Origin of the sequence: Burkholderia sp. WSM2232, from assembly GCF_000472545.1 — a bacterium.
Taxonomy (GTDB): Bacteria; Pseudomonadota; Gammaproteobacteria; order Burkholderiales; family Burkholderiaceae; genus Paraburkholderia.
Map to the genome: position 1 here is coordinate 15168 of NZ_AWZV01000029.1, position 11926 is coordinate 27093.

Annotated in this window: 11 protein-coding genes; 4 read left to right on the top strand and 7 right to left on the bottom strand. The window is 61.8% G+C overall.

All coding sequences use genetic code 11. The annotated features are described in order from the left end of the window. Positions 1–66: 66 nt before the first annotated feature. Complete coding sequence (locus F757_RS34730; protein WP_027213562.1) at positions 67–591, top strand: BLUF domain-containing protein; 525 nt, start codon at positions 67–69, stop codon at positions 589–591. 26 nt (positions 592–617) lie between these two features. On the opposite strand, the gene F757_RS0123725 is transcribed toward F757_RS34730, so the two are convergent. From F757_RS0123725 to F757_RS0123735, 3 genes are all read right to left on the bottom strand, one after another. Further along, positions 618–1406, bottom strand: coding sequence for an alpha/beta fold hydrolase (locus F757_RS0123725; protein WP_027213563.1), 789 nt, complete (start codon positions 1404–1406; stop codon positions 618–620). 81 nt (positions 1407–1487) lie between these two features. Next, positions 1488–1823: a DUF4148 domain-containing protein gene (locus F757_RS0123730; protein ID WP_027213564.1), complete on the bottom strand. Its 336-nt coding sequence runs from the start codon at positions 1821–1823 to the stop codon at positions 1488–1490. Between the two features lie 327 nt (positions 1824–2150). After that, positions 2151–3440 (bottom strand): MFS transporter, encoded by a 1290-nt coding sequence (locus F757_RS0123735; protein ID WP_027213565.1) that lies wholly within the window; start codon positions 3438–3440, stop codon positions 2151–2153. 147 nt (positions 3441–3587) lie between these two features. Between F757_RS0123735 and F757_RS34030 the strand changes: the two genes are divergently transcribed. Then, positions 3588–4592, top strand: coding sequence for a LysR family transcriptional regulator (locus F757_RS34030; protein WP_035467418.1), 1005 nt, complete (start codon positions 3588–3590; stop codon positions 4590–4592). 74 nt (positions 4593–4666) lie between these two features. On the opposite strand, the gene F757_RS0123745 is transcribed toward F757_RS34030, so the two are convergent. Continuing rightward, positions 4667–5698 (bottom strand): alpha/beta fold hydrolase, encoded by a 1032-nt coding sequence (locus tag F757_RS0123745; protein ID WP_027213566.1) that lies wholly within the window; start codon positions 5696–5698, stop codon positions 4667–4669. Positions 5699–6001: 303 nt separating this feature from the next. Between F757_RS0123745 and F757_RS0123750 the strand changes: the two genes are divergently transcribed. After that, the gene (locus F757_RS0123750; protein WP_027213567.1) at positions 6002–6847 is read left to right on the top strand and encodes a CPBP family intramembrane glutamic endopeptidase; all 846 of its coding nucleotides are present in this window, start codon (positions 6002–6004) and stop codon (positions 6845–6847) included. 43 nt (positions 6848–6890) lie between these two features. Here F757_RS0123750 and F757_RS0123755 read toward each other — a convergent pair whose 3' ends face one another. Beyond that, positions 6891–8027 (bottom strand): sensor histidine kinase, encoded by a 1137-nt coding sequence (locus F757_RS0123755; protein WP_027213568.1) that lies wholly within the window; start codon positions 8025–8027, stop codon positions 6891–6893. A 207-nt stretch (positions 8028–8234) separates the two neighbouring features. On the opposite strand from F757_RS0123755, the gene F757_RS0123760 reads away from it, so the two are divergent. After that, positions 8235–10193 (top strand): phosphatase PAP2 family protein, encoded by a 1959-nt coding sequence (locus tag F757_RS0123760; RefSeq protein WP_027213569.1) that lies wholly within the window; start codon positions 8235–8237, stop codon positions 10191–10193. Between the two features lie 433 nt (positions 10194–10626). Here the strand turns inward: F757_RS0123760 and F757_RS34035 are convergent, their stop codons facing one another. Together F757_RS34035 and F757_RS0123775 are read right to left on the bottom strand one after the other, a co-directional pair. Continuing rightward, positions 10627–10998 carry a hypothetical protein gene (locus tag F757_RS34035; protein WP_051376853.1) on the bottom strand — a complete coding sequence of 124 codons (372 nt, stop codon included), beginning with the start codon at positions 10996–10998 and terminating at the stop codon, positions 10627–10629. Positions 10999–11403: 405 nt separating this feature from the next. After that, entirely contained in the window at positions 11404–11925 is a 522-nt protein-coding gene (locus tag F757_RS0123775) for a hypothetical protein (RefSeq protein WP_035467420.1), read from the bottom strand. Between the last annotated feature and the right edge of the window lies 1 nt (position 11926).

Sequence of the window (11926 nt, forward strand, 5' to 3'; positions counted from 1 at the left end):
CTCGCTTAGGCCGCGACATGCGACTCTATACTGGGAACTGACGATGTCTTCGCAGAGACCCATCGTATGTGCTCAGATGAATCCGGTCGCCCCGGACCGCCCAGTGACGACGAGACGCTATTTGCCGCCGTCTATATAAGCAACGTGTGTGCGGGCGTAGGCATCGCGGATGTCGAATCGATCGTGTCGGTCTCTCGCGTTCTGAATCGGGCGGATGCGCTCACGGGCTTTCTCGTTCATGCGGGCCGCAACTTCGTTCAGTACCTGGAGGGCAATCCAGGCGCCGTTAGAGAATGTCTGCGCCGCATCGGCAACGACCGGCGTCACCATGAGATGAGGATTGTCGCGATTGGATCGCTCGAGCGGCGCCGTTTTGTCGAATGGTCAATGGGCTATTTCACCGGCGACCTTGACGGGTCTGAGCGCATCGAGAGCATCCTGACCAGTTGGTCGGGCACGGACCGCTCGCTGCTCGAGGAAGTGTGGCGCATCTGTCAGGCAGCACGGACGCTGCCGGAAGTGAGCGAGTCGCATCTTGTCGCCGGCCGGTTCGACGTTCTGCTCCGGCGCGACGCACAATCGTCCGTGTGATGTCGCTCGCTCTCGCAAATACACTGCTACTGCGCGGCTTTTGCAGCGGCGATGATGGTTTCCGCTACGGCTTTCGGCTGGCTCACCATCGCGACGTGGCTGCTCTCCACAGTCGTGATCCGTGCACCAATGTTGCTGGCCATAGCCTGCTGAAGTTTCGGATCGATCATTCGGTCATGTGAAGCAACCACGAAGTACGACGGCTTGTCATGCCATGCAGCGGTCGTGACCTTTTCGCCGATACAGTTGGCCGCCCACGGCACCTGCGTCGCGGCGATCAGGCGTCGTTGCGGCAGCGGCAGATCCGGCGCGAAATCGGCTAGAACAGCCTTCGTCGACAGCGTCAGGTATCCGCCGGAGTCTTTTTGCAGCTCACTTGCCCAGGCCGGCGCGGGTTTGCCCTTCGTGATGTCTTCAATAGACTGGCCGTTATCGGGCGCAAATGCCGCCACGTAGACAAGGCTCTTTACCTTGTCGTCATTGCCTGCCTCGCTGATCACGACGCCGGCCCACGAATGACCGACCAGCACGACCGGACCCGTTTGTTGGTCCACCACGCGCTTCGTCGCGGCAACGTCGTCAGCCAGCGAGCTCAGTGGGTTCTGCACCGAAACCACGTGAAGTCCGCGCGCCTCGAGTAGCGGAATCACTTTGTCCCAGCTCGAGCCGTCAGCAAATGCGCCGTGCACGAGCACGACGTTCTTGCCCTTCAAATCTTCTGCCGGCGCTGCATTTGCTGCCTGCAACGCCTGTACCGCGAACAGGCCGCCGAATAATACCGCGGCACCGAAGAGTCTTTTGATTAGCGTGGCCATTGTTTTTTTCCCGGCAAATCGTAGTAGTGTTGTCGCAGTCATTGGATGGCAGAATGCACACGCGCGCTGCCATCCTCAGGATTACGAATGAGCATAGATCGGACCGAGACCGATAACGTCCTGATGCGCGCGAGGCGTTGCGCCCGCCGGCGAGCGCGAGCCCGCAGCCGACGCACCGTTCTGCACGCCGCCGTATGCGGCAGCAGCCGAGCCGTTTTGTGCGTCGACACGCATTTGCGCAGCCTGAAGGTTGCTCGGGTACTGGGTATGGTCGCCGGCGGGGTTGTAGCCGGCCTTCTCGAGTTGAACCAGTTCCGCGCGCACTTCGGCGCGCGTCAATGCATGAGTGGACTGCGCAAACGAAAGAGCAGGAACGGCAACGAGTGCTGCGACGACAAGCGATTGAACGAGTTTCATGAGTGTTCTCCAGAAAAATGGCGGGATCAAAGCTCAAGCGTTCAGGGACAATCCGTCTCGTGCAGAGCATGCGGACCCTTGCATCCCCTGAACCGGGCGCAGTGTTGCGGATCAACCTTGCGTGTAGATATTTGAACCCGCCGACGTATCTGCAATGTGTTCGCGAACCGCATGCCGTGCAACGCAGTTTGTCCGCCCGTAGCGCAGATACACTGCGATACAAAATCGCGCTACAAGACGAGGCAAGGTCGCGAAGCGGGCAAAGAATAGTCCGGATACTGTTTTCATGACATGCGCACGACTTGCAGAATCTGGCGTGCCTGATGGCTAGTCCTGTTTGAGCGTCAGCTTGCTCTTCATGATCAGCACGGCAGCGAGTGCGGCGGCGCAAGCCATGACGAGAAGCCCCGCGTGTATGCTGCCCGTGCCGGCCTTGGTCCATCCGACCACTGCCGGCCCCCAGAAACCGCCCGACAGTCCCACGGTATTGATCAGCGCAATGCCGCCGGCGGCCGCGGTTCCCTTGACCAGTTCCGACGGAATCGCCCAGAACACGGTGTACGCCATCCACAGACATGCAGTGCCGAGCGTCAGCGCAATCAGCGTGAGCATCACGCTGCCGTCCGCGAAGATGGCGAGGATCAGGAAGAGCGCCGCGCCGCTTGCCGGAATCGCGCAGTGATAGCGCCGCTCGCCCACGCGGTCTGAGCGGCGGCCTGCCGCATACATGCAGATGGCCGCGGCCACATAGGGGATCGCGGTGTACCAGCCGAGGCGAAGTGTGTCAGTCACGCCCTGCTCTTTCAGCAGTGTCGGCAGCCAGAAGCTGATGGCGTAGATGGGAAAGATGATGCTGAAGTACGCGAGCGCGAGCACATACACGCGCGGACTCCTGAGCACGGCCTTGAAGGAGTCCGCATGATGCGCAGCCGGCGCCGTTTCGCTCTCGAGAAGTTGCTTTTCGCTGCTCGTGAGCCAGCGAGCATCAGCGGGACGGTCCGACAGCACGCGCAGCGTCAGCAGTCCGAGCACGATGCAGGGCAAACCTTCGACCAGAAACATCCATTGCCAGCCGGCAAGGCCGCCCACGCCCGCCAGAGCCGTCATCAGCCACGCGGAAACGGGACCGCCCACGATGCCGCCGAGCGGTCCCGCAACGAATACAAGGGCAATCGCGCGCGCCATGCGGGCGGGCCCGTACCAGCACGACAGGTAATAGATCATGCCCGGTGCGAAGCCGGCCTCGAAGACGCCGAGCAGAAAACGCATCGCGTAAAAAGCCGGCACGTTGCGCACGAACAGCATGCAGGCAGACGTGATGCCCCACAACACGAGAATGCGACTGAATGTGCGGCGTGCGCCTACCTTCGGCAGCATCAGGTTGCTCGGCAATTCGAACAGCACGTAGCCGATGAAAAAAATGCCTGCGCCGACGCCGTACGCCGCGTCGGAGAAGCCCAGGTCGCTTTGCATCTGAAGCTTCGCGAAGCCGACGTTTACGCGGTCCAGATACGCGAACATGTAGCACGCCACGAGGAACGGCAGGAGCCGCCAGTTGAGCTTGCTGTAGAGCGCGGAAGAAAGATCTTCGGCGGCGGATGGGTGGATGGCTGACATAGGTGTCTCCTCGTTCCTTGCGGGATCCGTCTGGCGGGCTGAATTCATGTTGGCAGGGCAAAAATGGACTAGCAATAGCAACTAAGTTCACATATCGTTGCTCTACAGGCAACGCGTCCCCATACAGCAGGCACACAGGGCAGGCACATGAGAGAGATCAATCAGCAGCGTCTTCGCTATTTTTACGAGGTGCTGACGCAGGGCACCATTCGCGGCGCGGCCGAGCACATCAATACGTCGCCGTCGGTCATTACGCGGCAAATCAGGCTGCTGGAAGACGAACTGGGCGCGGCGCTGTTCGAGCGCCAGGCGCGCGGCGTGCGGCCCACGGAAGCGGCGACGCATCTGCTCGAGTTCTGGCGCGGCTATCGCGCGCAGCAGGAAAAGCTCGAAGACCAACTGCATGCGCTGAAGGAGCTCAGGCAGGGGCATATTCAGCTCGCCATCAGCGAAGGTTTCGTGGACATGTTTATCGACGAAGTGCTCGCGCAGTTCTGCACACGCTATCCGGGCCTCGAGATCAGCATGACGATGCTGGCCGTGGACGCCCTTCTCGACGAAGTGGCGGAGAACCGCGCGCACATCGGTCTCGCCTACAATCCGCCGCCTCATCCGCGCATCGAGTACCGGGCGAGTTCCGCGCAACCCGTCGTGTTGCTGGTGCGCAAGGACCACCCGCTCGCGCGCCGCAAGCGCCCGGCGAGTGTCGACGATCTGCGCGCCTACCCGCTTGCGGTCATGCCGTCCGCGTTCGGCATCGGCCATGTCGTATCGATGCTGGAAATGGCGGAAAACGTAAGCATTCGCCCGACGCTGACCACCAACTCGCTGAGCGCATTGAAGCGCTTCGTGATGGCGGGCGATTTCATGACGCTGATCGGAGAATTCGCTGCGTACCGCGAGCTGGCCGCCGACCAGTTGACCACGGTTGCGATCGCGCATCCGCTGTTCGAGAATGCCCAGGCGAGAGTCCTTGTGAAAACCGACCGGCCGCTGGCCGCGGGGCCACTCGAATTGCTCAAATGGATCGAGGAACGCATGCCGATGTTTGCTGCGCCGAACGGGCAACAAGCGCAAAACCCGCAACCTGCTTCAGGCGCCCGGCGGCACAAGGCCCCGACGCAGAAGAGCCGGGGCGCGCGCAAAGCTTGAGGGCCGGCGCCGCGTGAGTGCGGCGCGGGTCTACCAGGGGGCACGGTGAAACGCGGCCGCGCCCCTTGCGTCAGTCAGAAACGCGCGACGTCGATAATCGCGTCGGCAAAAGCTTTCGGCGCTTCCTGAGGCAGGTTATGCCCCACGCCGCCGCCGATATTGCGGTGCGCATACTTGCCGGTGAACTTCTTCGCGTACGCGGCGGGTTCAGGATGCGGCGCACCGTTTGCGTCCCCTTCCATCGTGATGGTCGGCACCGAAATGGTGGGCGCCTTGGCAAGACGCTGTTCCAGTTCATCGTATTGCGACTCGCCCTGAGCGAGTCCCAGGCGCCAACGATAGTTGTGAATCACCACGGCCACGTGGTCCGGATTGTTGAACGACTGAGCCGTGCGATCGAAAGTGGCGTCGTCGAAATTCCATTTGGGGGAAGCGAGACGCCAGATCAGCTTGTTGAACTCGTTGCGGTTCTTGTCGTAGCCGGCATAGCCGCGCTCGGTCGCGAAATAGAACTGATACCACCACGCGAGCTCCGCCTTGGGCGGCAGCGGCGCCTGGTTCGCAGCCTGGCTGCCGATCAGGTAACCGCTCACCGAGACCATCGCCTTGCAGCGCTCCGGCCACAGCGCGGCAATGATGTTCACCGTGCGGGCGCCCCAATCGAAGCCGCCGAAAATCGCCTTGTCGATTTTCAACGCATCCATCAGCGCAATGATGTCGACGGCAACGACAGCCTGCTGTCCGTTGCGCGGCGTGTCCGGCGACAGAAACCGCGTAGTGCCGTAGCCACGCAGATACGGCACGATCACGCGGTAGCCCTGGGCGACGAGCAAGGGCGTGACTTCAGCGAAACTGTAGATGTCGTACGGCCAACCGTGCAGCAGGATCACAACGGGTCCGTGCTGCGGGCCCGCTTCCGCATAACCCACGTTGAGCGTGCCAGCGTTGACCTGCCGAAGGTTCTCGAACGAAACCACTCGCGACGCCGCCGCGCCCGAAGTGGTCTGCGCATTGGCGAGACCGCTCAGGCCCAGTTCCATCAGGCTGAGGCCCGCGACTGTGGTGCCGAGCAGACGACGGCGCCGGGTGTTGATCTGTTCAGACATGGCTCGTTTTCCTTTGTGTAGAGAGCTTTGAAGCAGGAAGCGGCAGTCGAAGGTCCGAATCATTGGTGTCGCGCAAAGCTGGCTGCGTTTTGCGGTTTCGGCGGCAACGCCCGTTCGACTCGCGTGAATCGGATTAAACCCGCTGGACGTATCTGGCATATGTCCGCACTCGCGATGGGTGCAACGTTATGTATCGTGTCACTGTCCGGATACATTGCGATACAAAGCGAACCTCCGCTAACATCGCACGGCTGAAAAAATCCATCTGGCAGGTCTAGCCCCTTATCTTTTCCGGACATCTCAATGCAAGCATTGCCGTGGGTCGCCATTTTTCTTGCCGCCGCGCTGGCCATAGCGCGAGTACCGCGTGCCATTATCCTGGGCATGCTGGCCATTGCGTATGCAAGCGCATTTGCGTTGGGGCAATTGGAGGCACTTGCGCTGATCCCCATTGCGCTTCTTGTCGGCACGGGTCTTTTACTGCGGCACGCTGCGTCGCCTGCCATGCGCTTGTTGTGCAACTTCGTGTTTGTCGCGGTTGCAATCGGACTGTTTCAACACAAGTTGCCCGGTTTTCATAATCTGGAGGTCATTCATGCCGAGCGTTTTACGCCGGACGCCGCGCCCTTCACGATGTACCTGAACTTCGATAAGCCGCTGATCGGCTTCTGGCTGGTACTGGCGTGCCCGTGGATCGTGCCGCACGAGGCTTGGCGCAGGCGGGCCGTCGCAGCGCTCGTGGCTTGCGCCGCGACGTCTTTCGTGTGCCTGACGATCGGGTTCGTTGCAGGATCTATTGCGTGGGCGCCCAAGTGGCCGCATCTCGCATGGCTGTGGGCGCTGAACAACTTGCTGCTGGTTGCGTTCGCGGAAGAAGCCTTTTTTCGCGGCTATGTGCAAGGCGGCATCGGTCGCCTTGCCGGCGGTCGTTCCAATGCACAATGGGTCGGGCTGGTCGTGGGTGCTGTGCTCTTCGGCGCCCTGCACTTCCAGGGTGGCGCGCTACTGGTCGTGGTGGCGGGTCTCGCCGGGCTCGGCGCGGGTCTCGCCTATCGCGCAGGAGGTTTGCAGGCCGCAGTGCTCACGCACTTCGGACTCAACCTGATTCACTTCGGACTGTTCACTTATCCGTTCATTGCACGCACGTAATGCGAGCAGGCTGTGCTCAACTGGCGCTCGCGAGAACGCCGTGTCAATGCCCGTTTGCCGTGTCCTCTGCGCGCGGCAGCGACACCGAGAAGACGGTTTCTGTGCCGTCGGAATTCGCTTCTATTTCTCCGCGATGGGCCTTGGCGATCTCGCGTGCAATGTAGAGCCCAAGCCCCAGGCTTCCGTCGCTGCCGGATGACTGCCGGGCGTCCGCTCCTCGCGTGAGCGGTTCGAAAATGCGCTCGAGCGTCGCGCGCTCGATGGCAGGTCCACGGTTCCTGACGTCGATGCGAATCTGCTCGGCGTCGCCGCTCAGCTCAACGCGTATTGGCATATCCGGCGCCCCGTATTTGAGCGCGTTGAGCACGAGATTCTGCACCAGTTGCTGCAGGCGGCGGCTGTCCCAGGTTCCCTGCAGATTGCCGCTGACGCTCAGTTCCAGTTGGCTGCCGGGATGGGCCGTACGCAATTCGTCGAGTTCGTCGGCGAGTACTTCCGCGAGGTCGATCTTCTCCGGCACGACGTTGATGCCGAGGCCGAGCCTCGTCCGGTTGAAATCGCACAGGTCGTCGAGCAGCGCCTGCATCCGCCCTCCGCTGCGAATCAAACGGTCAGCCGCGTCCGATACGACCTCCCCCGCATTCAGCGCTGCGAGGTAGGACGCGGTCATCTGGATTGCCTGAAGCGGACTGCGCATGTCATGTCCGAGCATGCCGAGCAACAGGTTCCGGTTCTGCTCGACCTGTGCGCTGAAAAAATTGATCGATTCCGCCAGCGCCTGGTCGATCGCCTCGTTGAAACGGATCACGTCGTCGAGGTCAGCCGTGCGCGGCTCGCAGTCGTCGATCCACAGGCGAAGCACGCTGGCGCGCAGTGCGCGGTATTCGGCGGCAAGCTGATTGATGTTGAACCCCGCCCGCGCCCTCAGCAGCGCATGCGTCTGAGCCGCGGTTTCGCTTGCGTCGATCATCGGGGCATGCCCCAGCGACTTCTCGCGTTGAACCTGGCGGGTCTGGGAAGTCCGCAGGTCTTTTACTACGGCGTGCAGGATCTGCTGCGCATGGTCACGCAGCGCAAGCGACTCCAGGTGAGCCGCTGCCGGCAGCAGTGTGGCGGCGAACGCCTCCCACTGCGCCAGAATCGGCTCCATGTCTCGCAGGATAAAGTCAGCAAGTCGCATCCGAGGTCTCCACTGCCTGAGCGCGGAATGGGGAAGCAATCCGTGTACTTTCATGTTACAGGCAATTTGGCGCCCGGCCGTTTTAATGATGCAAGCCGGGAGGCCGGCCATTCACCCCACCAGATACCACTCAACACCAGGCCTTAACCGGCGCGTCACGTTCGCCCACCACAATGCGCCATCTTTCCCCCAGAGATGGAGTCTTGCATGTTTGTGTCACGAAGCCGTTTCGCCCTGCGTGTTGCAGCGCTGTCGAGTGCGATCGTTCTCACTGCCTGCGGCGGCAGCGACGACGTCGTATCGACGAATCAGACCATCGCGGCCGTGCCGGCACCGCCGGCAGACCCCGGCTTCGTCGATAGCGCGCCAGTGCCGAGCGTGCCGGCTTTCGTCGACAACATCGCGACCAACCAGCGCGGCGACGCGCGCTACGCGACCCTGTCGACCAACGCTGCCGTGCGTGTGGTGAGCCGCTTCCTCGACCTATGGCAGCCGTCGACGATGCTGGTGGACGCCGGCGTGAGCGCGCCGGCAAACGGCGCGTTTCCCGCCGTCGTGGCGTCGGCCTGTTCGGGCCTGCCCGCGAGCGGCACGCCGTGCGGCACTATTGTCAACAGCACCGTGCTGGCGGCCAACGTTCAGTACGTGGTCGACGCGACCACCGCCCGCACGCAACAGCAGGCCGACGCCGCGTATTTCGACGACCGGCGCGGCAAGGGCTACAGCGTGACCGACGGCATGGGCCCGCTTACCGCCGCATGGCGCACTGCGGCGCAGCAAACGACGAGCATCACCAGTGTGCCGCCGGATGCCACGACCGTGCTGTACAACGACTCCGGCAACAACGTCGGCGTGGGCGGCAGTGCCAACGCGAGCTTCGGGAAGGTCGTCGATCTGCTCAACGAGATGGGCAACAACGCATCCACCGAACCGACGAAACGCTTCTACAAGTACGCGCGGCCCTACCGCTGGAGCACGAGTGTCGTCGTGGCGCCGACGCTCGTGCCCGCCGAGAGTGCGACGCCCGCGACCGACGGCGGCTTCATCAGCGGCCATGAGGGCGAAGCGATGCGCGATGCGATGACGATGGCGTGGCTCGTTCCCGAGCGGTTCCAGGAAATGGTGAGTCGCGGTCTCGAACTGGGCGAGAACCGCATTCTCGCCGGGATGCACTCGCCACTCGACGTGATCGGCGGCCGCATGCTCGCGCTGGCCGTCAGTGCCGCCAACCTGACCACGTATGCGAGCGACGCGCAGACCGCTTACGGTCAAGCCCACCAGACGCTGCAGCAGCTCACGGGAACGAGCGACGCGACGTTCGCCACCTTCGCTCATTTAGGCACGGCAACGACCGACCGGTTCGCCGATTACACCGCGAACAAGGCGGCATTCCTGCGCCGCATGACGTTCGGCTTCGCTCCGATCGAATCGACCGATGCGCCGCCGGTCGTGCCGAAGGGCGCGGAGGTTCTGCTGCAGACCCGCTTTCCGTACCTGAGCGCCGACCAGCGGCGTGTGGTGCTGAAGACGACCGAAATGCCGTCGGGTTATCCGATGATGGACGACGCCGAGGGCTGGGGCCGCCTGAACCTGTTCGCCGCGGCGGACGGTTATGGCGCGTTCAACGGCAACGTGATCGTTTCGATGGATGCGTCGAAGGGCGGATTCAATGCAGCCGACCTGTGGCGCAATGACATTGCGGGTGCGGGCAAGCTGACGCTGCAAGGCACGGGCATGCTGACACTCGCGGGCAAGAACAGCTACACCGGCGGCACTCAGGTCAGCGGCGGCACGCTCGCGGCAGCATCGCCTACTGCGTTTGGCACCGGCGACGTGTATGTCGGCTCGGGCGGCAGCGTGAAAGTCGCGGCGAGCGCGCCCGTGACGATCGCAGCGCGCTACACGCAGCTCGATAACACGACGCTCGAGCTCGATATCGACGGCAACGGCGGCGGACGCCTGCGCGTGGGCGGCACGCTGAGCATCGCGGGCGGCACGCTGCACGTGAAGTTCGTGAATGGCTATGCGCCGAAGGTGGGGGATACGATTGCGTTGATCGACGGTGCGGCGGGATCGGCGAAGTTCTCGGCGGTGACAGTCGACGGGTTTAAGGCGACGCCGGTTTATACGGGGACGGGGGTGGGGGTTAGGTTGGTGGGGGGATAGTGACGGCGGGGTTGAGCGTTTCCGGGTCCCCCGATGGCAGCGCCGTTTCACAGATAGTGCCGATGTAAAAATGGCCCACCGAAGGAGCGTTCCGGCTGGGCCGTTGATGTCCGCGCGCTCGTCGGCCGCCCGGAAGTCGAGGCCGTCGAACCTGAACTCGAAGCCAACGACGTCGCCGCCATGCCGAGCTGGCGCAACGAGGGCCGCCGGGAATTGTGGGGATGCATCGGTAACATCACCCGCGGTCCCCGCGAGACCTCGAAGCGCCCGCCTGGGTAGGAGATGCGCCCGTTCAACTGCGCTACCCGCGACGAGGCTCTCGCCGCTGCCGCACATGGCGCGAAGCTCATCAACAGTAACGCCAGAGACGACAAGCCCGGCCGAAGCCGGGTTTGTCGTCTCGCTCGCTGTCCGGGCAATAACCGGCGCAAGCCTATCCTGCATTTTGCGCACGGAACGCTTTGAGCTTCTCGACTGCCCGCTCGAATGTCTTCTTTGCCTCCGGGTCGCCATCGTGAAAGCGATCCCAGAATTTGCCTCCAAATTCCTTAGGCTCTACGCGATAGGAGCCACAACCGAAATCAGAGAAACACCAACCGCCAGGGATAGCGGGGTCGACAACATCGAAGCAGTGAAGCTCCACCAAGACAGGGGTCCTATCAGAGTCGCGCTGAACGGTGATCATTGTTGGCCGACCTTCCGGCTGGAAGCGAACACCAAGAACCAGGTACGTATCTCCCAAGGTAAAGCTGGGATCGCTTCCGTGCCCTTTGTAGGGCCGCGCCCTTGAATATTGCGCCTTCATGGTCTAACCACGTCTTTCACCTTAAAGTCAGAAGTGACGTAATCAATCTTGCCCGTTACCGAGTTCATGTAGTAGTGAATCTGCATCGATTGCCCATTGGGCATGGTTACAGATTGCGTCGTGAATTTGCCCCAATCAGCAATGTTTGACCCATCGCTCGTAAGCTCGCTCACGACAGCAGGGTTATTGATCTTGCCGCCAGCAAGAGCAGTCGGGTCAGAGTTTTGGACCGCTTGTTGCGTAAGCCGACCGCTGGCGTCAAGGATACCCGCTTGTTGAAAACTCAGTTGGGTACGCAGTTACGTTGCGGTCATCATATCCGCCGCGCTCCCAGCCGTCGCCGCCGTGTTTGTGGCTACAAATCACCCATGCGGGCAATAGCAAATCCTCAGTCACGGGCAGAGGTCACTTGGTCGATCCGACGAGGCGCAAAGCTTCCGTCTCGGCCCAAAAGTCATGTGGGAACATGGTGTCCGCTGGAATACCCACGCTCGACGCCAGTTCGGCCATCTCAATTGAGTATTCCCCATGTATGTGCCATTTGCCTGATTGCGGAAAGATGAGGTACGAGTTGGTATTCGAAACGGCGAACGTTTCCCGCTGGACCTTTCCCGGCTCCTCGTTAAGGGCAGCAATATATTCCGGCTCGGTCATGTGCGTGTCGAGTTGGACCAGTGGGTATACGCCAAACCTTTCCACAAATAACGAAGTTCTCGCTTGCTCAAGATCGTAGAAATAGATCGACGTATCTCCACTCAGGCGCGCCAATTCAATGACGTACGCCCAGAACCCGTTTACGAGGAACTCCAGCCAGTCGAAGTATCGTAGGGACGTGTCAGGCGAAGCTTGACCGAGCTGCCAAGAGTTCAGGCTTGTCACTCGCCCCACTAGGCGCTGGTACAACTCAGCATCCGAAACGTATCCCATA